21 protein-coding genes and 1 tRNA gene are annotated in these 25,784 nt (G+C 39.6%); 10 read left to right on the forward strand and 12 right to left on the reverse strand.

The window, feature by feature from the left end; all coding sequences use genetic code 11:
• The first annotated feature begins 146 nt into the window (after positions 1-146).
• Positions 147-518, forward strand: coding sequence for a hypothetical protein (locus G8D99_RS04515; protein WP_166323020.1), 372 nt, complete (start codon positions 147-149; stop codon positions 516-518).
• 34 nt (positions 519-552) lie between these two features.
• On the opposite strand, the gene G8D99_RS04520 is transcribed toward G8D99_RS04515, so the two are convergent.
• Positions 553-1,047 carry an Lrp/AsnC family transcriptional regulator gene (locus G8D99_RS04520; RefSeq protein WP_166323022.1) on the reverse strand — a complete coding sequence of 165 codons (495 nt, stop codon included), beginning with the start codon at positions 1,045-1,047 and terminating at the stop codon, positions 553-555.
• Between the two features lie 115 nt (positions 1,048-1,162).
• On the opposite strand from G8D99_RS04520, the gene G8D99_RS04525 reads away from it, so the two are divergent.
• From G8D99_RS04525 to G8D99_RS04550, 6 genes are all read left to right on the forward strand, one after another.
• Positions 1,163-1,768 (forward strand): LysE family translocator, encoded by a 606-nt coding sequence (locus G8D99_RS04525; protein ID WP_166323024.1) that lies wholly within the window; start codon positions 1,163-1,165, stop codon positions 1,766-1,768.
• 534 nt (positions 1,769-2,302) lie between these two features.
• Positions 2,303-3,055: an electron transfer flavoprotein subunit beta/FixA family protein gene (locus G8D99_RS04530; RefSeq protein ID WP_166323026.1), complete on the forward strand. Its 753-nt coding sequence runs from the start codon at positions 2,303-2,305 to the stop codon at positions 3,053-3,055.
• 18 nt (positions 3,056-3,073) lie between these two features.
• The gene (locus G8D99_RS04535) at positions 3,074-4,006 is read left to right on the forward strand and encodes an electron transfer flavoprotein subunit alpha/FixB family protein (RefSeq protein ID WP_166323028.1); all 933 of its coding nucleotides are present in this window, start codon (positions 3,074-3,076) and stop codon (positions 4,004-4,006) included.
• 446 nt (positions 4,007-4,452) lie between these two features.
• The gene (locus G8D99_RS04540) at positions 4,453-4,953 is read left to right on the forward strand and encodes a hypothetical protein (protein WP_227554355.1); all 501 of its coding nucleotides are present in this window, start codon (positions 4,453-4,455) and stop codon (positions 4,951-4,953) included.
• 309 nt (positions 4,954-5,262) lie between these two features.
• The gene (gyrA, locus tag G8D99_RS04545; protein WP_166323030.1) at positions 5,263-8,253 is read left to right on the forward strand and encodes a DNA gyrase subunit A; all 2,991 of its coding nucleotides are present in this window, start codon (positions 5,263-5,265) and stop codon (positions 8,251-8,253) included.
• Between the two features lie 104 nt (positions 8,254-8,357).
• The gene (locus G8D99_RS04550) at positions 8,358-8,831 is read left to right on the forward strand and encodes a hypothetical protein (protein ID WP_166323032.1); all 474 of its coding nucleotides are present in this window, start codon (positions 8,358-8,360) and stop codon (positions 8,829-8,831) included.
• 55 nt (positions 8,832-8,886) lie between these two features.
• Here G8D99_RS04550 and gltP read toward each other — a convergent pair whose 3' ends face one another.
• The 5 genes from gltP to G8D99_RS04575 form a co-directional block, all read right to left on the reverse strand.
• Positions 8,887-10,182 (reverse strand): glutamate/aspartate:proton symporter GltP, encoded by a 1,296-nt coding sequence (gene gltP, locus G8D99_RS04555; RefSeq protein WP_166323034.1) that lies wholly within the window; start codon positions 10,180-10,182, stop codon positions 8,887-8,889.
• A gap of 288 nt (positions 10,183-10,470) precedes the next feature.
• Positions 10,471-11,595: an ABC transporter permease gene (locus tag G8D99_RS04560; RefSeq protein ID WP_166323036.1), complete on the reverse strand. Its 1,125-nt coding sequence runs from the start codon at positions 11,593-11,595 to the stop codon at positions 10,471-10,473.
• Positions 11,592-12,722: an ABC transporter permease gene (locus G8D99_RS04565; RefSeq protein ID WP_166323038.1), complete on the reverse strand. Its 1,131-nt coding sequence runs from the start codon at positions 12,720-12,722 to the stop codon at positions 11,592-11,594. Before G8D99_RS04565 ends, G8D99_RS04560 begins: the two co-directional genes overlap by 4 nt.
• A complete protein-coding gene (locus G8D99_RS04570; RefSeq protein ID WP_166323040.1) occupies positions 12,722-13,849 on the reverse strand; it encodes an HlyD family secretion protein in 1,128 nt (375 codons plus the stop codon). The genes G8D99_RS04565 and G8D99_RS04570 overlap by 1 nt, the downstream gene beginning before the upstream one ends.
• 20 nt (positions 13,850-13,869) lie before the next feature.
• Positions 13,870-15,408, reverse strand: a complete 1,539-nt coding sequence (locus G8D99_RS04575) for a TolC family protein (protein WP_166323042.1) — start codon at positions 15,406-15,408, stop codon at positions 13,870-13,872.
• 330 nt (positions 15,409-15,738) lie between these two features.
• Between G8D99_RS04575 and serC the strand changes: the two genes are divergently transcribed.
• Positions 15,739-16,821: a 3-phosphoserine/phosphohydroxythreonine transaminase gene (gene serC, locus G8D99_RS04580; protein WP_166323044.1), complete on the forward strand. Its 1,083-nt coding sequence runs from the start codon at positions 15,739-15,741 to the stop codon at positions 16,819-16,821.
• Between the two features lie 110 nt (positions 16,822-16,931).
• Here the strand turns inward: serC and G8D99_RS04585 are convergent, their stop codons facing one another.
• The 5 genes from G8D99_RS04585 to pyrC form a co-directional block, all read right to left on the reverse strand.
• Entirely contained in the window at positions 16,932-17,081 is a 150-nt protein-coding gene (locus G8D99_RS04585) for a hypothetical protein (RefSeq protein WP_166323046.1), read from the reverse strand.
• A gap of 33 nt (positions 17,082-17,114) precedes the next feature.
• Positions 17,115-18,056, reverse strand: a complete 942-nt coding sequence (locus tag G8D99_RS04590) for a hypothetical protein (RefSeq protein WP_166323048.1) — start codon at positions 18,054-18,056, stop codon at positions 17,115-17,117.
• Positions 18,057-18,232: 176 nt separating this feature from the next.
• Positions 18,233-18,308 (reverse strand) — tRNA-Glu (locus tag G8D99_RS04595).
• Between the two features lie 20 nt (positions 18,309-18,328).
• Complete coding sequence (gene rnt, locus G8D99_RS04600) at positions 18,329-18,988, reverse strand: ribonuclease T (protein ID WP_166323050.1); 660 nt, start codon at positions 18,986-18,988, stop codon at positions 18,329-18,331.
• Positions 18,973-20,007: a dihydroorotase gene (pyrC, locus tag G8D99_RS04605; RefSeq protein ID WP_166323052.1), complete on the reverse strand. Its 1,035-nt coding sequence runs from the start codon at positions 20,005-20,007 to the stop codon at positions 18,973-18,975. The genes rnt and pyrC overlap by 16 nt, the downstream gene beginning before the upstream one ends.
• A gap of 433 nt (positions 20,008-20,440) precedes the next feature.
• Between pyrC and G8D99_RS04610 the strand changes: the two genes are divergently transcribed.
• Entirely contained in the window at positions 20,441-21,703 is a 1,263-nt protein-coding gene (locus tag G8D99_RS04610; RefSeq protein WP_166323054.1) for a GGDEF domain-containing protein, read from the forward strand.
• Between the two features lie 648 nt (positions 21,704-22,351).
• Entirely contained in the window at positions 22,352-23,599 is a 1,248-nt protein-coding gene (locus G8D99_RS04615) for a GGDEF domain-containing protein (protein ID WP_166323056.1), read from the forward strand.
• A gap of 151 nt (positions 23,600-23,750) precedes the next feature.
• Here G8D99_RS04615 and argG read toward each other — a convergent pair whose 3' ends face one another.
• On the reverse strand, positions 23,751-25,091 hold the full coding sequence (gene argG / locus G8D99_RS04620) for an argininosuccinate synthase (RefSeq protein ID WP_166323058.1): 1,341 nt from the start codon (positions 25,089-25,091) through the stop codon (positions 23,751-23,753).
• Positions 25,092-25,784: the final 693 nt, after the last annotated feature.

The raw sequence follows: 25,784 nt of genomic DNA on the forward strand, positions 1-25,784 counted from the left end.
ACTAAAAAAAGACGCATCTGATAATTGTTTTTCATGAGAGCCTATTGTATATGTTTTAGACAGGTGTTGAAGCCATAGAAGCTTGCTGCACTGTTTTATTGAATATTTTGCTTTTCACATGAATTACATCAATTAGGCATTAAAAAATGATTCCGGACATTCAAGAAAAATATGAAAAATTAAGCCAAGCGCAAAAGGATATCTTTGCAGGCTATGGCTTACGTCAGGTTAAACATTTTGTAGAAATTAGCTTACCTAAAATTGAAGCGGTTTTGCCTCAAGGGGCGTATGTACAAGGGATCAATAACGAAGGCAAAGTCCAAGCCATTAACCCAATCCATAAAAAAACGTATTTATGGATCTCAGATTTGCAGTGGCAAGAGCGTCCGATTGAAACTGAAAATATTGATTTAAAAGAAGATGCCATCGCCGTATGGCAAATTTTCGATCTACAACAATATGAGTTGATCGATCTGAGTCATGTACACCGTGACTTTTTAGAAACTCAGCATGTTTGATGCTGAGTTTTTTATTTCCTGATAAAAATTAATGTTAAACACTGTCTAAGGGCAGTTGAAAACTCTGTTTAATAATTTGACTGGGTAAATCTGTTTTGACACTGGTAATGCCATTTTTCTTAGTCAAATGTGCCGACTGAAATTTTCGGTAACTTTCCAAATCTGCCACCACAACTTTCAGCATCGCATCACATTCCCCCAAAATGATATAGCACTCCATTACTTGGGGCAGTTCTTTCATTGCCTCAATAAAGGTATCAATGGTTTCAGCATCTTGTCCCACCAACCAAATACGTGAAAACAAAATCAACTGTAAGCCAATCTTTTGGGGATCAACCACGGTGGTGTAATTTTGTATCACACCGGCTTCCTCCAACAGTTTAACGCGTCTTAAACAAGAGGAAGGCGAGAGTCCAATTTCACGGGCTAAGTCGTTATTTTGAATACGACCGTTTTTTTGTAGCTCGAAAATGATACTTTTGTCGGTTCGATCTAACTTTACTGAAATAGATTTAGATAATATTTTCATAAATTAGAATTTAATTCGAAAAATAATACCAATTATAGAATATTTTGAAAGCCTATTTTATGTTTTTTCGCAGATACTCATGTCTCATTTTCGAGTGTTAATGAGGATAAAGAAAATGTCTGTTTACCTGCTTTTTGCCTTAACTGTCATACCTTTAATTTTTACACCTGGACCAGATATGTTGTTTATCTTGTCTCAAGTGATGGGCAAAGATGCAAAATCAGGCATGATGGCAACACTCGGCGTGTGTTCAGGCTATTTGGTGCATTCGATCTTGGTGGCACTCGGTATCGCGGCGATTATTGTCTCTTTTCCGCTGTTGTTTGAAACCATTCGCTGGTTGGGGATTGCTTATTTACTGTATTTAGCAGCATCACTGTTAAAGTCTGTTTTTCAAAATAAAAGCATTGTGATTGAGAAAAAACAGGCATCCAATCCGATTAAAAAAGGGTTTTTTACGGCTCTGCTGAATCCAAAAGGCATGTTGATCTACTTTGCGATTCTGCCGCAGTTCATGACACAATCCGGCAATACCGTATTACAAGGGTTGATTCTGTCGTGTATCTTTATTGGTCTGATTTTTGTAGTCTACTGCGCCTTGAGTGTGGTTTTTGCCAAAATTAGCCAAAAAGCTAAAATTGATGAGCGTAAACAAAAATGGATTGATGGGGGTTCGGGTGTATTGCTCACTTTGGCTGCGACATGGTTAATTGCCCATTAATTTGATAATTAATCGATGTATTCGAGCTAAATCTGAAAGCGTATTGCATGTAATACGCTTTTTAAATAGGCTTTAAGTGTGACGATTGTTTACGCATTTATGTTGCTCCATCTACAAATGAGATTGGATCTGCTGTTGATTGAACTTAAATGCCAATCAAAAGCACTCAATCTATCTTAAATGACACCGATTGAAATCTAAGCAAGGCTTTAATTGAGGCTAAATTGTTATCAACTTTTTAAATATGACAATGCTTAAATCAAAACTTTTGATGATGTTAATCAAATAAAAAAATAATAAAAATCAATGCTTAATTAAATTTACTTTATTCATGACATTCCCTGAATTTATAAACATAATTTTTTTTTGAACGCACCGTTCAACGAAATTTACGCTTTTTTACAGCTCTTTTGCCAATTGTGACTTGACCCAAATGCCAATCACATTGCAAGATAGGACACCTAAAAATTTTTAAATGAAGCGTTATGATGATGCTTCTTAACATTTACTTTTGTTATAACAGCCGAGGATTACATGAAGGCTCTTGTTGCTGTAAAACGTGTGGTTGATGCCAACGTTAAAGTTCGCGTTAAACCGGACAATAGTGGGGTTGACCTTACTAACGTTAAAATGTCGATCAACCCATTTGACGAAATCGCAGTGGAAGAAGCGGTTCGTTTAAAAGAAAAAGGGACTGTTACTGAAATCGTTGTTGTTTCTATTGGTCCTAAAGAAGCACAAGAACAAATTCGTTCTGCGATGGCGCTTGGTGCTGACCGCGGTATCTTGGTTGAAGCTGATGACAGCCAACTGGGTGCTTTGGAAGTGGCTAAGATCCTAAAAGGCATCGTAGAACAAGAAAAACCAGAACTTATCCTTCTGGGTAAACAGGCAATTGATGACGACTCAAATCAAGTTGGTCAAATGCTAGGTGCATTGCTTGGCGCAGGTCAAGGTACATTTGCTTCAGTGGTTAAAGTTGAAGGCACAACAGTTCAAGTAACACGTGAAGTGGACGGTGGTCTACAAACTGTTGAGTTGAACACGCCTGCGATCATTACAACCGATTTGCGTTTGAATGAACCACGTTATGCTGCGCTTCCAAACATTATGAAAGCACGTAAAAAACCATTGGATACCAAAACTCCAGCGGACTTTGGCGTGACGTCTACAACAAAACTTAAAACAGTGAAAGTTGAGCCACCAGCAGATCGTAAAGCTGGCGTTCAAGTGAAATCTGTAGATGAGCTTGTTGAAAAACTTAAAAATGAAGCGAAAGTGATCTAATACAGAAGGATAAAAATCATGAGTATTTTAGTTATCGCTGAGCACGACAATAAAGCACTAAACGGTGCAACTTTAAACGTTGTTGCTGCAGCACAAAAAATCGGTGGTGATATCACTGTATTGGTTGCGGGTTCAGGCGCGCAAGCGGTTGCTGATGAAGCAGCGAAAGTTGCGGGTGTAAGTAAAGTTTTACTTGCTGACAATGCAGCGTATGCAAATCAATTGGCTGAAAACGTAGCTGCTCTTGTTGCAGATTTGGGCAAAGGCTATTCACATATCCTTGCTGCGTCTACAACTTCAGGTAAAAACGTGTTGCCACGTGCTGCTGCGCTTCTTGATGCAAGCATGATTACGGACATCGTTGCGGTTGAAGGTGCTAAAACGTTCAAGCGTCCAATCTATGCAGGTAATGCGATTGCAACTGTAGAATCTGCAGAAGATATCGTGCTTGCAACTGTTCGTGGTACTGCATTTGATGCTGTAGCAGCTGAAGGTGGTTCTGCTGCGGTTGAAGCGGTTGCTGATGTTAAAGATGCGGGTATTTCTAAGTTTATTTCTGAAGAAATCGTGAAATCTGAACGTCCAGAATTAACTGCTGCTCGTATCGTGGTTTCAGGTGGTCGTGGTGTAGGTTCAGGTGAAAACTATCATACTGTACTTGATCCATTGGCAGACAAATTGGGTGCAGCGCAAGGTGCATCACGTGCTGCGGTTGATGCTGGCTTCGTTCCAAACGACATGCAAGTGGGTCAAACAGGTAAAATCGTTGCACCTGATTTGTACATCGCTGTGGGTATCTCAGGTGCGATTCAGCATTTGGCAGGTATGAAGGATTCTAAAGTGATCGTTGCGATCAACAAAGATGAAGAAGCACCAATCAATGCAGTTGCTGACTACTGGTTAGTGGGTGATTTGAATACAGTTGTTCCTGAATTGGTTTCTAAACTTTAATTTAAGAATAACCTAAAAGAGCCTCTGATTTGATCAGGGGCTTTTTTATGTCTGCATTTTCATCGTTGGTTAAGTCTTGTGCAAATGAGATTTGCATAACTGAATATAATGGGAGGGGTTTTAAGCCAGCATGACAAAAAAATGTCATTGATAACTTTGGTTAATATTATAAACATAGGTATAAAAGCGTGTTTAAGGGGCTGATTTGCAACGCTGTATCTCAAATTTGAGTTGAAATTGCGCTTATGTGTAGGCTTTTGCTTGTGATATTATTTGCCACTCTTTCTTAATATGACTCATGATCGTTGAGTGAGTTTGGAGCTGTTGGTTTGGTATTTGACACTCGGCTGTCTTGGCCTATTTTTGTCATCTATATTTTGTGTTGTATTTTTACTTTTCTAGATGCGTATCACCTCTTGGTTATCGGTGAGGGGACAGTGCGCTATGTGGAAGATATACAAGCTTGGATGCTCTTTGTTTTCGCAGTATTTACCTATTGTTATATGCAACCTCTCAAGCTGGCTAAAAGTGAAAAATACTTTTGGTTGTGGGCAGTATGCTGGTGGTTAGTGTTATTTGGGCGCAGTACCAGTTGGGGGCGTGATTATTTCCCAGAAGTGCCTAAAGTCTATTTTAGAGCGATTTCAGTGGTGTTGATTGGTTCAGTGGTCTTTCCATTGTTCAGTACGCAGTTGCGTCAGGAAATCGCAGGTAAGTTCAAATCGGTGAGTGTTTCGATTTGGGCGCTGATGATGGTGATTTTAGGTTTTATGATCTCAGATGCGATTGAGCATGAACGCATGTTGGGTGCTTTGTTTTTGCATAATCATGCCAATAAAGATTTTATGGAAGAGCTTTTTGAGTTTCCACTGATTGTTGGCTTATTTGTGATTGCCTATGATGTGATGAAAATGGATAAAGTGAAGTTTGATTTTTTACGACGCTAAGCTATGGCTTTGATTTTAAACCTCCTTTTTTAGGAGGTTTTTTTGTTTTAAAGCACTTAAATTTTGACATAGAAAAGCAGATGTAATTCGTCGTATTTTGACTATAGAAATTGTTTAAAAAACCAACCTTAAATTTAAGAAAATTAACAAGATTAAGCACCGAGATAAGACACAAAATACAGAGTTTTTATGCTATAATTTCTAACTAAATTTTAGATTTTAATCCTTCAATTTTGGGTTAATTTTTTGCAAGATTGATTATATAAAACGAGCAGTCCACTCCAGCGCTGTTCGTAATAAGGAGTATGCATGAGCGTATCGGAAATTAGACCGATTGCCATTGAGGATGAACTTAAAAGCTCATATCTCGACTATGCTATGAGTGTGATTGTATCTCGTGCATTACCAGACGTTAGAGATGGTCTAAAGCCTGTTCATCGTCGTGTGCTTTTCGCCATGCACGAACTAGGCAACGACTATAACAAAGCATATAAAAAATCTGCACGTGTGGTCGGTGACGTCATCGGTAAATATCACCCGCATGGTGACTCAGCAGTTTATGAAACCATCGTTCGTATGGCGCAAGAATTTAGCTTGCGTTATCAGTTGGTTGATGGTCAAGGTAACTTTGGTTCAGTCGATGGTGACAGCGCAGCGGCAATGCGTTATACCGAAGTTCGTATGCGTAAATTGACCCATGAACTTTTGGCGGATCTTGAAAAAGACACCGTAGAGTGGGAAGACAACTACGACGGTTCTGAACGTATTCCTCAAGTGATGCCGACACGTGTTCCTAACCTCTTAGTGAATGGTGTTACCGGTATCGCAGTGGGTATGGCAACCAACATGGCACCGCATAACATGACGGAAGTTGTGAATGCCTGCCTTGCTTATGCCAATAATCCAAATATCAGCATTGAAGGTTTGATGGAGCATATCTCTGGTCCAGATTTCCCGACGGGCGGTATTATTTATGGTAAATCAGGCATTGTAGATGCGTACCGTACCGGTAAAGGTCGTCTGCATATCCGTGGTAAATATCATTTTGAAGAAGATCCGAAAAATGGTCGTACCACGATCGTTTTCACTGAAATTCCATATCAAGTCAATAAAGCGAAAACCATTGAGCGTATTGCTGAATTGGTAAAAGAGAAAAAACTTGAGGGAATTTCGGAGCTTCGTGACGAATCCGATAAAGAAGGGATGCGTATTGCGATTGATTTGAAGCGTGGTGAAAACGCTGAAGTGATCGTAAACAACTTGTTCCAAAACACGCAACTTGAGAACTCTTTCAGCATTAACATGGTTTGCCTAGACAATGGTCAGCCGAAGTTAATGAACTTAAAAGACATCATTGCGGCGTTTATTCGTCATCGTCAAGAAGTGGTGACCCGTCGTACCATGTTTGAGTTACGCAAAGCGCGTGAACGTGGTCATATCTTAGAAGGTTTGACGGTTGCTTTAGCCAATATTGATCGCATTATTGAAACCATTAAAACCTCTGCAAATCCAAGTGAGGCGCGTGAGCGTTTACAAGCGGGCGAGTGGAATGCGGGTGGCGTGGTCGCTTTGCTTGAGAAAGCAGGCTCAGTATCTGTACGTCCTGAGGTGATTGAAGGTGAAGATCTGGCGAAACCATTTGGTTTTGATGGCAGTATCTACCGTCTTTCTCCAACGCAAGTGGGCGCGATTCTAGAATTACGTTTACACCGTTTAACTGGTCTTGAGCAAGACAAGTTACATGCAGAATATTCTGATATTTTGGCGCAAATTGCTGAATATACAGCTATTTTGAATGATTTTAATTTGTTGATGGATGTGATTCGTGAAGAATTGGCATTGATCCTTCAACAATATGGCGATGCACGTAAAACGTCAATTGTTGAATCACGTATCGACTTCTCGCGTGAAGATTTGATTCCTGAAGAGCAAATGGTATTAACCGTTTCAAAAACAGGCTATGCAAAAACTCAACCACTGTCTGATTATGCTGCTCAGCGTCGTGGCGGTCGTGGTAAATCTGCGACGTCGATGAAAGAAGATGATTACATCCAACATCTGATCGTGACTTCGAATCACGCAACAGTACTGTGTTTTACTAATGTGGGTAAAGTGTATCGTCTGAAAGTCTATGAAGTGCCACAAGCGTCACGTGGCTCGAAAGGCCGCCCGATGGTGAACTTATTGCCGTTGGAAGAGAATGAAACCATTACAGCGATTCTGCCTGTCGTGGATGCGCCGAAGAAATTTAAAGAACGCTTGGTGGATTTCAAAGCATTTGTGAAAGCCAATGCTGCGAAATTGCAAGAAAATCAAGTGATCAATGGTCATTTTGATGCACTTCAAACAGCACTTGCTGAGCTTGAAGATGGTGCGGATGATATTTCTGAAGCATTACGTGTTCAGTTAAAACAATTGGGCATTGAGCTATCTGCAAGCGATTTAGATGATGAAATCATCTACGATTTTGCACAACAAGCGGAAGCGGTACGTAAAAACTTCTACGTGTTCATGGCCACTGCATCGGGCACGATTAAACGTGTTGAACTTGAGCAATTCTCGAATGTTCGTTCGAACGGTTTACGTGCGATTGATCTGAAAGAAGAAGACACCTTAATTGGTGTTGCGATTACCGATGGCGAACAGCAAATCATGTTGTTCTCGAATGAAGGTAAAGCGATTCGTTTTGCTGAAACTGACGTTCGTGCGATGGGTCGTTCAGCCAAAGGTGTTCGTGGTATGCGTGTCACTTTCGCTGCTGCAACGTCTGAAGAAGATATAGATTCTGAGGTAGATTCGGATGATGAAGATACGTCAGACAGCAATGTGATGAGCCGTATCGTATCGCTTGTGGTTGTACCAGAAGAAGGTGAAGTGCTGTGTGCATGTGCCAACGGTTATGGTAAACGTACACCAGTGGGCGACTTCCCAACCAAGAAACGTGGCGGTAAGGGGGTGATTGCGATCAAAACCTCTGAACGTAACGGTGAGCTTGTGGGCGCAGTCTCGATTGATGCAACCAAAGAGCTGATGTTGATTTCTGATGGTGGTACTTTGGTTCGTACCCGTGCCTCTGAAGTGGCAACCACAGGTCGTAATGCGCAAGGTGTTCGTCTGATCCGTTTAGGGAATGAAGAAATCCTTGTGGGTGTGGTTTCAGTTGAAGCTGTCGAAGAAGATGAGTTTATCGAAACGACTGAAGGCGAAGCATTGGTTGATGCTGAAACGTTGGTAGATGATGAAACGATCATTGATCAAGTTGAAAATGAATCGGATTTAAATGAATCTGAAGATGAATAAATTTGATTGAATAAAAAAGGACGCTTCGGCGTCCTTTTTCTTTTATAATAGGATAATAAAATGAAATGATAATTTCACAACCATTCATAATAATAAGAGCTAGTATGTCGAACTTTAAATATATTTTAAAAATCTCTGTGATGAGTTTATCCACGTTTTTTGTTGCTGCATGTGAAAAACCAATTTACTTTGAATTAAATAAAGGAGAGGTGCGTGAATCAAATAAACCTTATAACTTAACCGATATACAAGTGAGTAATGCTGAAGCACTTTATATTGCGATCAGAGATAAAGATAAAAATAAGATACAAAGCTTAACTGGTGAAACTCTATTTAACGAGCTTGAGGAAGATCCTGCATTATTGGACGAAATATCAAGTTATATTCCATATTACGAAAAGTTAGTGTCAAAAAAAATGATTGAACACACTGAAACGAAACATAGTAAATATGGGGATCTGATAGAAGCTACATTCAAATATGAATATGAAAAAAGAACAGTTTATTATTCTGTCGTTTTTATGAAAAATGATTCGAACAATAAAATTGTGGGAGGAAATCTAAAATTAGAAATGTAAAATCCACAAAAAAGGACGCCGAAGCGTCCTTTTTTATTTCATTCATCACTGCATATTAAAGTTGGTTTTGCGCAGTAATGTCATAGTTCTTTTGCTTTTCAGTGTCGAATTGACCTTCCCATTTACTGATCACAAGCACAGCAAGGGCATTACCAATCACATTTAATACGGTACGTGCCATATCTAAGATACGGTCGATACCTGCAATAAATGCCAGACCTTCAAGCGGAATACCGACACTGCCAAGTGTTGCCAAAAGCACCACGAAAGACACGCCAGGTACACCTGCAATGCCTTTAGAGGTAATCATCAAGGTCAATACAAGCACGATCTGTTGTGTGATGGTGAGATCGATCCCGTAAAGCTGTGCAATAAAGATTGCAGCAATACTTTGATACAGGGTAGAACCATCGAGGTTAAACGAGTAACCAATGGGAACAACGAAGCTGGTAATCGATTTCGGTGCACCATACGCTTCCATTTTTTCCATCATACGTGGCAATACCGTTTCTGAACTTGCAGTTGAGTACGCCAAGATCAATTCGTCTTTTAAGATTTTGATCACTGTCCAAATGCTGAAACCACAGAATTTGGCAACTAAACCCAGCACCACAAAGATGAAGAACAAGATTGCGGCATACACCAGTACAGCAAGTTTCACTAATGGTACGAGAGAGCTAAAACCGAAACTTGCAACCGTCACAGCGATCAGACCGAACACACCAAAAGGTGCAAACATCATGATCATGTGGGTCACTTTAAACATGGTTTCAGAAATAGCTTTTAAGACATCAAGCAAAGGTTGTTTGGTTTCTTTAGTAAGTGAACCTAAACCTAAACCAAAAATCACCGAAAAGAAGATGATCGGAAGCATATGACCATCAGTCATTGCTGAAAAAATATTTGAAGGAATCACAGACAACACGGTATGCACTAGACCGTGCGCTTGGCTACTCACTTCTTGTGTGGTTTGTTGGTATTGTGAGATATCTGTTTGGGTAAGGCTTGACATATCAATGCCTAAACCTGGTTTAAACACATTCGCAGCGACTAAGCCGACCACAATTGCAACTGTGGTAATGATCTCGAAATAGACGATGGTTTTAAAACCCAGTTTTCCGACACTTTTGCCATCGCCAGCATTGGCAATACCAAGAATCAACATAGAAACCACAAGTGGAATCACGATCATCTTAATCAAGTTAATGAAAATTTTACCAAGAGGACTCAGTACATTGTTGATTAACAGATCACGGTATTCTGGTGTGTTATGCAAAAAAGAGCCAACAAGCACACCTAAAATGAGCGCAATTACGATTTGCCATGCAAGGCTAATCTTAATTCTCTTCATGCTAAGCCCTTAAAATTAAATTTGGGGGATAAAGAAAAACTGCCTTAATGTTGTTGTCTAAAGCTCATGGCGAAATCGGGAAGGAAATCATTTAACTGAGTGACAACCAATCGGCAGGAAATGAGGAAATCGCATTATTTTGCAACGTTATGTAATTTCTAGCTAACTTTTTTATGTATCTCTCACTCAATAGTTCAAAAATACTTCAGTTTAATTTAATGATTAGATTAAATAATTAAAATAAATCGAATAATTGAATAATATGTGTGAGCTATATCAATAATTCTGCTATTTTACATTTAAACGATAAAAACTCAATAAGGTGCAGATTGCGCCGAAACATGCCAAATAAATCATTTTAGGAATCACCAATGCGGTTGGCACGCCCATTTGATTCAGCTGTATAAACATTTGGATGCCTTGGGTGGAAGGGAGGGCATTACCCAGCCATTGCATCCATTCAGGCATCGCAGCATGGGGCCAAGCAGTCCCTGAAAGTAAGAATAAAGGAATGGAGCTAAAGACAATAACATGACCTGCACGTTCTGGTAGATCCAAAAACGAGGCTAACAGCATGGATAGCCCGATTACACAACTGACATAAATCGGTACCCCAAGCAACATGCCCCAAAAGTTCCCCCCATGCGGATAATCATTGAGCCAAAAAGTAAAACCAAATAAATAGAAACAAGACAGCGTTCCAATACTCAATATCGCACAGAAGATAGCCCAAAATTGATATTTTTTAGGTTGCCAGGGGTGTAAACGGTAAGTTGCAATCAGCATGCAAAGACCAAGCAAAATGGTTTGATGTACGATCAATGGGGCAACAGCAGGGAACACATAACTACCATAACCAGACAGCGTATTAAATAACGGAATTCGATGAACCGACAATGCTGGGCTGAATTCAGAAATATGGCTGAATTTTTCAGCTTGCTCCTTTAAGGCATTTTCTAAAGATGCGGCGAGTCCCAAGCCAATTTTTTGGGTTTTTAGAAAATTGGCGGCACTGAGGTATAAACCAATACCACCCACTTCACCACGATGCAGGCTATTGGATAGATTATGCGGTAGCAATAATATGCCATCCGCTTGTTGCGCCTTAATCATGTTTTCCGCTTGTTTAAAGTCTCCAAGCACCGCTCGAATTTCAACATTGGGACTTTGTGAAACAGCATTGATAATGGTATTGGAAATTTGGCTCGGTTCTTCATCGACTACAATAATCGGAAGTGACTCTGCATGCTCTGCTTTATACGCATTCGGATAAAAGAAACTATAGATCAAGACAGATAAAATCAGTGTGGTAAATATAGACGTGTTTTTTAGGATGTCTTTAAACGTTTTGGTGTAGTAATACCAAAATGATGTTTTAGATGGTGGAGTTTTGTCATGATTCAGCTTCTTCATGCTTGGACTCCACGCAAGGCCTTTTTAAAGAACAGCATGGCCAAAGCTAAATACAGTATGAAATAAACCACTAAAGCCAAGAGCGGGATAAATGAGACCTCAAATGGACTGCCCACTACCCATTGTTCGGTTTGTAATTTGGCATACGGGGTATAAGGAATGATATTCGCCCAAAATTTGGTAAACAGCGGGGCATTGTTTAAGGGTAATGTCACACCTGCAAAACTTAAGGATGAGCCACCATACACTGCAATAAAACCAAAACTCTTGGCAAGATTTTGCGTTACCAACACCACAGCGCTGCTCATAAATGCATAGGCGCTATAAAATAAAAACTGTCCGAGCAAAATCAGCCATAAAGAGCCTTCAACAAACCAACCCCGAATTTCAATTAACCAGAACATCCAAGCCCATGTCCATAGACTAAAGATCAGCACATAGGTCATATTTTTAGAGAATAGGGCAGTAAAACGACTTTGACCGTCTAACCAAGCTTGAGCAGTACCCGTTTTAAATTCTTGACCGACTGCAAAGGCGACACAACAGCAGAGTAGTAAATGTAGAATCGCAGGAATCATATAAGGTTCGAGGTAGAACTCATAACTCAAATTCGGATTGTAAAGCGTCGAAATTTTAACATTGGGCGTGGGTGCTTCTAAATAAGGAAGCGTATTTTCTAAATAATCATGACCACTAAAATCTTTAAGTGCGCCTAAGGTGCTCAGCAACATAGCGGTAGAAATACTGTTACCGACACTAAAGTAGCTTTGATTGAACAAAATACTGATCTGTGCATCTTTGGCGTGTACCAAACGTTGTTCTGCACCCGAAGGAATGCTGATATAGCCCCAAATATCGGTTTGATTCAGCAGTTGTTCAATCTCATTTTGATTGGCTGTGATGGTTTTGATATGCAAGCTATGATTCAGACGAACATGTTTTTCTATCTGATGACTTAATTGACTGTGGTCTTGATCCAAAATGGCAATCGGAAGCGCTGAGGGCTTGCCCTGAGCAAACATGCAACTGAATAAAATGATCACAAACAAAGGCGCAAGCGTAACCAGGCATAAATCCCATTTAGATCTGAGCAGATAACGTAATTCACGCAATATGCCTTGCCACATTATTGAGCTGCATCCACTTTAAACAACACGCTCATACCCACTTTTAAGTCAGCAATTTTTTGAGTCGGGACTAAGCTGACTTTAAAACTACGCACATCATAACCACCGGTTTGACGGGTGGTTTTAATGGTGGCAAATTCACCTTCAGCACTTATATGCTCGATTTTAAAAACAGCCGTTCGATTTAAAGCTGGAATAAAGCCTTGTAGAGTTTTGGCTTGGTAGACTTGAGCATATTGGTCTTCACGAATATTGAGTGACACCGAAATGTCATCATCCTTAATAATGCTGACCACAGGTACACCTGTTGCCACTAATTCTGTGGGTTTGCCATATATTTTAGAGACTGTGCCATTTAAGGGTGACAGTAGTAACTGCGTTTCAGCAGAGAGTGCATTGGCTTCATCGACGGCAGCTTGTGCAATTTTGACTTGTGCATCGGCAGAGCTTTTTTGTTGTGGGGTGCTGCCACGTTGTGCTCGTCGGTATTGTTGATAAGCAGCTTGGGTCATTTCTCTTGCAGATTGGGCAGCAGCCTGCATTTCATCACGACGTTGTCTTGAAATCACGCCTTCTTTATACAGGTTTGCGCCACGCTGATAGGTGGTTTCTGCCAATGTTTGTTGTGCTTTTAAGCTTTGCCAATTGGCATACAGACTGTCGATATTTTCTTGTTGTGAGCCACGTTCGGCTGTGGATTGTAAGGCTAAAGCAGATTGTAGGCTGGCGAGGGCTTGTTGTTTTTTGGCATCAATTTCAGGACTGACCAAACGAACCAAAGGCTGACCTTGTTTGACCTGTTGACCATCTTGAATATAAATTTCTTCAATTCGACTCGGGATCTTGGTACTGACATGTATAGTTTCAGCTTCAACTCGCCCTTGCAGTTCAACTGGTTTGGGTTGATAGGCTTTCCAAAGGCCATAAGCAATTAGACCCAATAATGCAATAACCAAAATCGCAATCAGCATTTTGATGATTGGTTTAGGGGAGTGATTCTTTTCAGAATGTTCAGAGCGTTTAGATGTCGATGGTAAAACTTGCTGATCTAAAGTGGCATCAACAGCCCCGCCCGTGTTGCTTGAGGGTGTATTGCCTTGATCAGAGGGTGCTTGCTCATGATTCATATGAAATTCCCCTAAAGCACTCAGCGAATGTAATCCGTGTTGGATTGCGTAATATACTGTTGAAACTGATCAATGGAACCATGACTTTGTAGTAAAGTCGCCAATGACATGACATATTTGTAGGCATTCAAAGCCATCTCACTTTTTAAACCACTTAAAGTATTTTGTGCATCAATCACTTGTGTGGCAGTCCCCATATCTTCTTTAAAAGACAGTTGTTGAATGCGTAAATTTTCTTGAGCTGCTTGAATATTCTTTTGTAAGAGTTGATGACTTAGTTGCGCCGTACTGACCTCGTTATAAGACTTATAAATGATATTTTCAATCTCTTGTTTGGTGCGCTCAGTCAGTAGTTCAGAGGCATAGCGTTGCAGTTCAGCCGCTTGCACAGTTTTATTTTTATCAATCCCTGAAAATAGGTTATAGCGTGCAACCACACCGACAATCCAATTCTGTTTGTCATCTAAACTGTATTCACCAAAGGCAAACAGGTTAGGTTTCTTCGCAGCAGATTGGGCTTTAACATTAGCATTAGCGAGTTGCGTATCCATCTGCATTTTTTTAATTAAAGTGGACTGGTCTTGATAGTTTTTTAAGAGGTCATTTAAATGTTGATTTTGCACTGAATTGATAAACAACGGGGTGCTTAAGGCTGTAATTTGGCTGCTTTGAAGAAGATTATTCAAGCTAAATAAACTGGAGCGTAAGTTGGCATCAGCATTTTGCAGTGCACGCTCGGCATTGTTTTTTGCCACTTCAAATTGCATGCGTTGACCTTTATTGATAAAGCCTTGTTGTTCGAGTTTTAAGGCATTGTGGTAATGGGTCTGCATGGCTTGGGCGTTGAATTGGCTGGATGCAAATAACTGTTGTTGAAGCTGTGCATTAAAATACGCTTGAATCAGTTCAAAGCGCTGTACATCTTGCTGTTGCTGGGTATTGAGTTGACTGCGCTTGGCTTCAATCTTGGCAATGTCCTTGGCTGAACGTGTTGCGCCGCCGGTATACAGTGGCATCAGCACCGATACAGTTGGACGAATCACTTGGTCTTCTAAAATTACATTGCTGCTGTCTGGAAATAAACCGATGCCACTATGTAGGGTCTGTCCAATGCCATCTTTTAAAGGATCGGCGACATTGCTCGGTAAATTCTGCTCATTAATCCGGTCATTGATACTTTGAGATAAGCTACTTTCCAAATTCTTTTTAAAGCCATCTAAGGGCAGGTCAACTTCATTGTGAAAGGCGTAGGCACGCACATTTAAATCTACACGTGGTAAACCTAGACCTTTGAGTGCATCGGCTTGAAGTTGAGCGGCTTGCTGTAAGGCTTGATTGGCTTGGCTGGTGTAGGAATTGTTTAAAACATGCTGTTCAGCTTGTACAAAACTGATGGTTTCAGCATGTGACACGGAAAAAATACTTAAGCTGAATATGATGAGCAGACCCAGTTTTAAAAATGAGGCTTTTAAAGGGCGAGCCGAACTTGAATTGCTCAAGTCTGAACGGTTGAATTCAACGCTTTTTATTTTAAATAATGTGATGAATTGCCTAGCCATGGAAGCCACTCTCAAAGAATTCAATCATTATAAAGGACAGTTTCAAAAAATCATGCACTGACTAAGTTGTTGTATTGTTTCATGTACTTTTATTCGACAAAACTTTAGTCATGATGTCGGTGAACTTAGAATTATACTTATTTTAATTGATAAAAAATTTGGTTAATTTAATAAATTGAAAAATTTAAGATTAAATCCAATCTAAAATAAAAAATTGATGCAAAAGATGGCTTAAAGTTGTAAATATTTTAAGGAGAATATACTGCAAGCTAACTTGATCTATGGTTAAATGCCGTTATTTTATTGTGTTTCACTTTGAAAGGAAAAATCATGCGCGCGTACAATTTCTGTGCTGGCCCTGCTGCATTACCCACTGCTGTTTTAGAAAAAGCACAAGCTGAGATGCTGAATTGGCAGGGCAAAGGTCTTTCCATTATGGAAATGAGCCATCGGAGCAGTGACTATGTGGCTGTGGCGGAAAAAGCCGAAGCAGATTTACGCAAGCTGCTGAATATTCCTGAGAACTATAAAGTGCTGTTCTTACAAGGTGGCGCATCCCTGCAATTTTCAGCGATTCCGCTAAATCTGTTAGGCAAAAATAACAAAGCGGATTATATCCATACAGGAATTTGGTCTGAAAAAGCGCTGAAAGAAGCACAGCGTTACGGTGAGATCAATGTGGTTGAAGCAGGCATTAAAGATGCTGAGGGTAAACTTGCCATTGCGGACGAAAGCACATGGAACTTATCTGCTGATGCTGCTTATGTGCATTATGCTGAAAATGAAACCATTGGTGGGATTCAGTTTAATCATATTCCAACCACAGATAAGCCATTGGTTGCAGATTTATCTTCAAGCATTTTATCTGCGCCAATTGATGTGTCTAAATTTGGTTTAATTTATGCAGGTGCGCAAAAGAATATTGGTCCTGCAGGCTTAACTTTGGTGATCATTCGTGATGATCTTTTAGATCAAGCCAAAGCGGAAATTCCAAGTTTATTAAAATATGCTGCACAAGCGAAAAATGAGTCAATGGTGAATACGCCTGCGACCTATGCATGGTATTTATCAGGTCTAGTGTTTGAGTGGTTGCTTGAGCAGGGTGGGGTCGAAGCGATCCATAAAGTCAATCTTGAAAAAGCGGAGCTGTTATATGGCTACATCGATTCAAGCGATTTCTATGCCAATCCGATTGCTAAACCATATCGTTCTATCATGAATGTTCCATTTACTTTGGCCAAACCAGAACTTGAAAAACAATTCTTGAAAGAAGCCGAAGAATATCATTTATTGAATTTGGCAGGTCACCGTTCAGTAGGTGGTATGCGTGCCAGTATTTATAACGCTGTACCTTTAGAAGGTGTTCAAGCCTTAGTGAAATTTATGGATGAGTTTGCTCAGCGTAATGCCTAATCCTTGCTTTATACCTCACTAAAGCCAAAAAAAGCCCTCAAATTTGAGGGCTTTTTTATGGATTCAATCAAAATACGGTAAATAAATATCGCTTTTAAAATAAAACTAAATTAGAAATTTGGAATAATCCCGCTTAAGTGCAAAATCATGGCTGATAAAAACATACCCAATATGAAAAAACAAAACGCGCCTGCATCCACTTTAAAACGAGGTGTTGACTGCGTGATTAAGCTGCTCTGTTGTTCCGGAATAATTTTCATCTAGGAGCCTAAATTCTAATTTATAGTTAAATCCTATTTATTCGTTGTATTTTTAGCATAAATATTCGCCTGAATCCATATATTTCCACGGATATATTGCCCAATTTCAAAGTTTTTATATAACTGATCTTTGGTTGCGATACGAATCAGTGTTGCAGGTTGGTTTTCATCGAGAATCAAAGTGACATCATAGAGGGTATAGGTCTGATCCATAAATTGCATCTCAGTCTTGCCCACCACTTTGCCTTGGAACCATGCTTCGTCTTCCTGACCCATGGTTTCACCATAAAGGTAAGCCACCATCTTGGAAAAATCGACAGTAACCGGCATCTTGTCTTCTTCTGTCTTGGGTTCCCAAGCATCGATCAGTTGTTGCAGATTTTCAGGGGCAACTCCATTATTTTCACTTAAAATTTCATTTAAGGCACGGTGATGTTTAATCGATGCCGGGTCATCCACCACGATTTGTTCATGGTCAGAGACTTTTTCAAGTTCATACGCCCATGCATTCAGCTGAATTTTATACTCTTGATCGCGTTGATACTGAGCATGATTGACTGAATATAAACTGTCAAAAGCATAGACCACGCTGTTTGCATTGAGTTTCAGTTGTAAAACAGCTTGGGTATTGGATGTGCAGGTAATGATGCGGTCAATCTGTGCCTGAAGGGTATAAGGGCTTTCAAACAAGGGAAACGCGGTTTTGACAGCTTTGGGTTTATTGTTCTCAACTTCAATCACTTGAGCCAATTGAACGGAGGCCTTATTTGGTCCTTGAATCAACCAGACAGAAGGATCCATATCGGCTTCATTTTCACAAAGTCCCATGGGCATAATTGGGGCATCTAAAGCTAAGCCTAACCATTTAGGGACTTGCTGAGTCGGGTCATCAGTTAATAGATTCCAGTGCTCTACGTGGCTGCCAAAGTTTTGATCATCAATGGTAATAATATCTGGTCTATTTTGATTGTTCATATGCTCATTGAAGTATTAAGAGACTTATGACTTATATCGAGGATGATTGCTAGATTTCAAGTCTTGAAATGTAAATAAATGATTTAAAGCAGATATTTATTCAAAAAGCTAAATTTTGATAGCAATCAAGATTCACACAGGGGTGAAATGAAATTTGAAGAAGAGAAAAAAGATATTGGCGTCCCTACGGGGATTCGAACCCCGGTTACCGCCGTGAAAGGGCGATGTCCTAGGCCTCTAGACGATAGGGACGTTTAGAAGATGGCGGTATCTTATTGATCCGCCACCAAAGTGTCAAGTAAGTGAGGTGCGAGTTTGTTCAAAATATAGCAAAACAGTTCAGCCGTCTTTTGAGTGTCGTATAAAGCAGAGTGTGCTTCTTTACCATCAAACTCAATACCCGCTTGAATACATGATTTTGCCAATACCGTTTGACCAAACATCACCGCACTCAAAGTCACCGTGTCAAACACAGAAAAACTATGAAATGGGTTCTGATTTTTAGTGCCTGTACGGTCAATCGCAGCTTTCACAAAGCCTAAATCGAAATGGGCATTGTGACCCACCAAAACCGCATGGGTACATTGCTGCTGCTTACGCACTTCATTAATCGATTTAAAGATACGTTTCAACGCTGATTTTTCATCTTCAGCCATGGCCATACGCATCGGGTTAAACGGATCTACCCCAATGAAATCTAAAGAACGGCGGTCTAAGTTAGCACCTTCAAACGGGTTAATGTGCGCATGATGCGCTTGACCCGGCACAAACTCACCTTGTTCATTATAGATAATTGGGATGCATGCAATTTCCAGCAGTGCATCTTTATCCGCATTAAAACCTGCAGTTTCAACGTCGACGACGACTGGGAGGAATCCTCGAAAACGTTGACCAATAACAGGCTGTATTTCAGTTGTCACACCTTTCTCCAATGAATGGTTTTTCCGGCATATAAAGGAATAATTTTTTCACCATCCAAGTAGTCGAAACTTTCAGGGATGATTTGGTCTTCTTTCACCAAAGTAATGGTATTGGTATTACGAGGAAGACCATAGAAGTCAGCACCAAAGTGGCTTGCGAAGCCCTCGAGGCGCTCAATTTTGCCGACTTGATCAAATGCTTGGGCATACAGCTCAATAGCGGTAGGCGCACTATAACATCCTGCACAGCCACATGCATTTTCTTTAGCATTTTTTGAGTGTGGTGCGCTGTCTGTGCCTAAGAAAAACTTCGGATTTCCACTCGTTGCCACTTCAAGCAGGGTTTGCTGATGGGTTTGACGCTTTAAAATCGGTAAGCAATAGAAATGAGGCTTGACGCCACCGACCAACATATCATTACGATTGAACAATAAATGTTGCGGGGTAATGGTCGCTGCAACATTACGGTCTTGTTCTAAGACAAAATGTGCTGCTTCACTGGTGGTGATATGTTCAAGCACGAGTTTTAATTTAGGAAATTGTTTTAGCAGTGGAGCTAAGACTTCATCTAAGAAACGTTTTTCACGGTCAAAAATATCGACATGGTTGTGAGTGACTTCACCGTGTAACAGTAGCGGTACTTGATGCTCTTCAAGTTGTTCGATCACGCCATACACTTTAGAAATGTCACTGACACCGTTGTCTGAGTTGGTCGTCGCACCGGCAGGATAAAGCTTAATGGCATTGACGAATTCAGATTCTTTAATCTTACGCACTTCATCAGGCGAGGTATGGTCAGTAAAGTACAGCACCATCCGTGGATCAAAATTTAAATTTTCTGGAACATGCGCCATGATGCGATCACGATAGGCATTGGCTTCTTCAACCGTTTTTACTGGCGGTACAGTATTGGGCATACAAATCGCGCGGGAAAACTGTTTCGCTAAATCAGGCACAGTGCGCTCTAAAGCCAAACCATCACGTAAATGTGCATGCCAATCATCAGGTTGAAGCAAAGTAATCGTATTCAAGGCAGTTCCTGACTAAAAAATAAAACAAATGATAATCGAAATAGCCCTGAAATGATAACCTCAATTTAACTTAAAGCATTGGTATTAAGTGATTTAAAACAGATTCATAGATTTATTGAGCACAATAATCTGCGTTTAAATTTGTAAATTAGATTTAAGTTGAACAATGGTTCGTTCTGACTCATTTAAAGCTCGGCTTGGAATAATTCAGAGAATAAAAAATAAGGCTTAAAATGTGATCAATGCCTATCTTGTGTGTGCTTATGCGACTAAGTCGTCTTTCATCTCATTGATAATAAAAACAAAAATGATACTCTTGAATAAGAACTAAATGCATTATACGCAATATTAAAATAAGCCAAGCCAGAATAAAGGTCGCAACAGCAAACCCAATAACAATAGCCATCACAACAATGATAGAAAGACAGCACTTATGAACACTGAAATTGATGTGAATGATCTTCAAGCCCAGAAACAACAGTTTTCCGAATTGTTGATTCTTCAACAAAATCGGGTGCTTTCAGTGTTTACTGAGAGTTTAGAACATGAATTTTGGCGCGAGCGCGAAAAACGTTTTATTGCATTGATTCTTCGGGTGTTTGTACCGGGTTCGATTATTTTCTTTATTACTCAAATGATCAGTATGACTTCGAATTACTTCCATACTGAACCTGAATTTCGTAATCATGACATTGTACTGATGGGCTGTTCGTCAATGGCAGGTTGGTTAGGCTTTCTTGCTTTTTATCTACTGTCTAAAAATGAAAACTGGAATTTAAAGTTTAAAGTTGTCGCACCCATTATTTTGTGTGTGACTTTGAGTGTTGTACAAATTTCAGTGTTAATGAGTCATTCGATTTCAATGACTTGGCGTGGAACCTTAATTATTCTACTGTCACAAATGTTGGCCTATCTGTGTACAGGAAGCCGTCCTAAATACACCTTTATTGCAGGTATGCTATCGATTGCTGTGACTTGTGTAGGGCTTAAACTTCTCGGTGGTCATCTGTCTTTTTGGATCTTGAGCAATGTGTTGTTGCTTGGCAATTTGATGGGCTTGGCATTGTCATTTATGACGGTATCCACTGAACGATTGCATTTTATTCAGGAGATGATCATTGGGATTGATAAACAAATCCATGAAATTTTGACCAGTCATTTTGCCAAACTGAGTAATCAAGACACACTGACTTTACTGGGAAATCGGCGTAGTTTTAATGAAGAACTGTCTCGTATTTATAACGATGCCATCGCCACCTCACACAGTTTTGCTCTGATTTTTATCGATGTCGATTATTTCAAACTGTATAACGACACTTATGGTCATCAAGAAGGAGATTTTGTCTTGGTCAGGGTGGCACAAACCTTATTGCGTCATATTGGGGAAAAGGATTCGGCGATTCGTTATGGCGGTGAAGAGTTTATTATTTTACTCAACCACACCAGTTATGATGAAGCTGCACAAGTGGCTGAAGATATTTTGCAAGATATTCGAGATCAGAACATTCCACACTGCGCCTCAAAAATTCATGACTATCTCACGGTGAGTATTGGACTGAGTTTATTTTCAGGTGAAGAGGGGATTGCTGAAAGTGGTTTACTCAAATTGGCTGATGATGCTTTGTATCAAGCGAAGAATAATGGACGCGATCAAAAAGTGATATTCACTCCAGATTTAAATCAGTCACAGGTTTGATTTTAAAGGTAATGCTCTGTTTAATAGAGCATAAAAATCAGAATTAATGAGATAAATATAACCCAAATGATGCTTACGATTGCTGAATTAATCTTCTGAATTTGCTAGATAAGTGCTAATCTAAGACTCGGTTTAAAATTAAACAATTAAATGAAAAGTGAATAATTTTAAAATAGCACTATAAGATGATGAAATGAGATGCGGATATCGATGCATTACCACAGCTGAAGAATCATATCGAAGGATTGTTAGAAAAACAAAGCCTTCATCTATACCTATATTTTAAAACTGGCTGATCAAGCGCTGTATATGGCCAAAGAATAGGATAGAGATCGTTATAAACTTTTGAATATTAAAGCGCTACCCAATTAAATTTAAAATTGACTTGACCCCTATACAATTATGGTTGTTCGATGGGAGCTCAGTCATTGCAATGCTCAGATCAATTTGAGTTTAGCTTTAATTTTTTAAAGTTGATTTTCACCCCATATGACCCATGTTTAGAAATACTACCAATTCTCTTTAATAGTATTTAAATAGTTGTTTATCAATATATTTATTTTTATTTTGAGATTTAAGTGCTACTCTTTTAATCAGGATTAAACTCTAAAGCATTAAAAAAACAAAGGCACAAGTCGTGTATTGAATATGAAAATTGAACTGGATATTGATCAGTTACAGCAAAAAAAATCAGAGATTGAGCAGCTTTTAGAGAAGCAAAAGCGTATTTTAAGCACGAAATTTGAACTTGAACTAGAGCAGCAATTTTGGCGGGATCGTGAAGAGCAATTGATCAAAATGCTGCAACGTGCCTATCTTCCGGTTTTGGCAGTTTTTTTTATTTTCATGTGTGTCAGTTTGACACTGAACTATTTAAGTGCCACGGAAGAATTTCGTAATCACGATTTCTCACGTAACTTTATTTCCTTTGGCTCAAGTTGGATCACGCTGATCGTTCTTTTTGTGATGGCAAAAAAAGAGCAGTGGAATTATTTATATATGCCGGTCAATGCATTTGCGATTTGCTTTGCACTCACCGTCAATCTCTCTATCCAGTTGACCATGTTGTCTTTGCCTGTGATTTGGCGTGGCACCATCGTCATGGCATTGGCCATTATCTTTGTGTATTTATGTTCAGGGCTTAGACCGAAAGTGGCTTTTTACAGCAGTATGCTTTCAGTGATATTGACCCTAATTTATCTGAAAATTGTCAATGCCAATGTCCCAATGTGGGTGGTGACCAATACTTTATTGTTGCCGAACTTAGTTGGACTGGCTTTGGCTATCTTGAGTATTTCAACCGAACGGATTCGATTTTTACAATCGATTATTATTGAATACGACAAACTAATTTATTCACGCTTAAATCAGCATTTTATTCATCTGAGCCATCAAGACACTTTAACGTTATTGGGCAATCGACGAGGCTTTGAACAGAATCTGAGTAATGCGATTGAATATAGTCAAGCCACAGCACAGAATTTTGCAATTCTGTTTATCGATGTCGATTACTTTAAACTGTATAACGATCGTTATGGGCATGATCAAGGTGATCAGGCTTTAATTAAAGTGGCACAAACTTTATTAAGACATATTCATGAGCAGGACACCGCGATCCGATTCGGTGGCGAAGAGTTTGTTCTATTATTAAAAAATATTCAGCTCTCACAAGCTGAAAAAGTCGCTGAAGCAATTTTAAATGATATTCGTGAACAGAAAATTGAGCATTTAAGTTCTACAATTTGTGATCATTTGACGGTAAGTATTGGTTTGACGCTCTATCAGGGTGAAGTGAATATTCAATATCCGGATATTTTAAAACGTGCAGATCAGGCATTATATATGGCCAAAGCAGAGGGTCGTGATCGTTGTCAGATTTTAAATATGACTCAATAGGTCATAAAGAATCAAAGTGAATATCGAGATCAATAATAAGGTTGCGATCAATACTTGATCGATAAAGTGTGAACATAACCAAGCAGCAATAAAAAACCGCGCCCTAAGCGCGGTTTTTTTGACTGAACCGAATTTAAAAAATTTTCAAAACTTAGTTTTTGTCTTTGAGTTGTGGAACAGCAGAACCTGTACCAACCGCCAATAAACCCGCACCAGTGTAGATGCCTAATTTTTGACGTGTATCGGTAATGTCCAAGTTACGCATAGTCAATTGACCAATACGATCCATTGGAGAGAACATTGAATCACCTTTTTCCATCGTTAAGCGTTCAGCTTCGTAGGTCAAGTTTTCAGATTCGGTGTTCATGATGGTGTAATCATTACCACGACGAAGTTCTAAAGTCACAGTACCTGTAACTGCTTTAGCCACCCAACGTTGAGCTGTTTCACGAAGCATTAATGCTTGAGAATCGAACCAACGACCTTGGTAAAGTAGACGACCTAAACGTAAACCGTTAATACGGTATTGTTCGATGGTATCTTCGTTATGAATACCAGTCACAAGACGCTCATAAGCGATGTGAAGCAGTGCCATACCCGGCGCTTCGTAGATACCACGAGATTTCGCTTCAATGATACGGTTTTCGATTTGATCCGACATACCTAGACCATGACGACCACCGATACGGTTCGCTTCAAGAATGAACTCTACAGGATCTTCGATACGTTTGCCGTTGATTGCAACAGGGAAACCTTCTTCAAAAGTAATCGATACTTCTTCAGCTGCGATTTCAACGTCTTCTTTCCAGAAGGCAACGCCCATGATTGGGTCAACGATTTTGATGCCTGCATTGAGGTATTCAAGATCTTTTGCTTCGTGAGTAGCACCTAACATGTTTGAATCTGTTGAGTATGCTTTCTCTTTTGACATTTTGTAGTCAAAACCGTTGTCGATCAGGAACTGTGACATTTCTGCACGGCCACCTAACTCATCGATAAAGGTTTGGTCTAACCAAGGCTTGTAGATTTTAAGCGCAGGGTTGGTCAACAAACCGTAACGGTAGAAACGTTCAATGTCATTACCTTTGTAAGTAGAACCGTCACCCCAAATGTTAACGTCATCTTCTTTCATTGCAGTCACAAGCATTGTACCTGTTACTGCACGGCCGAGTGGCGTCGTGTTGAAGTAAGGCACGCCACCTGTAGAGATGTGGAACGCGCCACATTGAATCGCAGCAATACCTTCAAGTGCAAGCTGTAAACGGCAGTCCACCAGACGTGCTTTTACAGCGCCATATGCTTCAGCTTTCTTAGGAATCGCATCGTAATCATCTTCATCTGGCTGACCTAAGTTTGCAGTATATGCATAAGGTTCAGCGCCTTTTTGTTTCATCCACAAAAGAGCAGCAGAAGTATCTAGACCACCAGAAAAGGCGATACCAACTTTTTTGCCTACAGGTACATTCTGTAAGATAGTTGCGTTATCAGACATTGTTCATCCTAACGATTTTGAATAATAGGCACCTAAGTGGTGACCTAGGAGAAGATATATAGCTCTGATTGTAGCACTATTCATAGAAATTTTTTTTCAAAAAATGAGACCAATAATAAAATTAATGGCTTTGCCAATCATATTTGCACTTTCCATAAACAGACGCGCCTTGCGATATGCGTGTTATTGAATCCTGACAGGGCTTGGCTTGCGACCTCAAAATTTTTAGAGGCAATCACAGATCCATAGAACAGTGATAAATCTCAGGATTTTAAACGGCGCCAGCCGATATACGCACTGCAATCTGCTTCGATTTTTGATTACAGCACAAATAAGACGATCTACATTGAGTTTAAGTACGCCTCGATAAATAGTAAAAGTGAAGTCGATAGCGCAGCTAATTAAAGAAAGATTTTTAGGATTAAGACTAAAGTTTTAAATTTTAAATTTTGATGAAAATGTATTCGATATTGTTTCATTTTAGAGAAAAATCAAGTGGTTTGGTCTAAATAATCACCAATACACCCTCTTTATATTGGTCATACCAATTTTGCTAATAAAATTAATAGTTGCAGTTTATTTCATCTATATTTAGCATTGTCTGCCATAAGAGGGTGGTATTGGTCTGATTAATTTTATATTGGTCATACCAATATGGAAAATATGACGAGGCGCGCAAAGTTCGGCTGAGCA

The organism is Acinetobacter lanii (genome assembly GCF_011578285.1).
In the GTDB taxonomy this organism is placed as follows: Bacteria; Pseudomonadota; Gammaproteobacteria; order Pseudomonadales; family Moraxellaceae; genus Acinetobacter; species Acinetobacter lanii.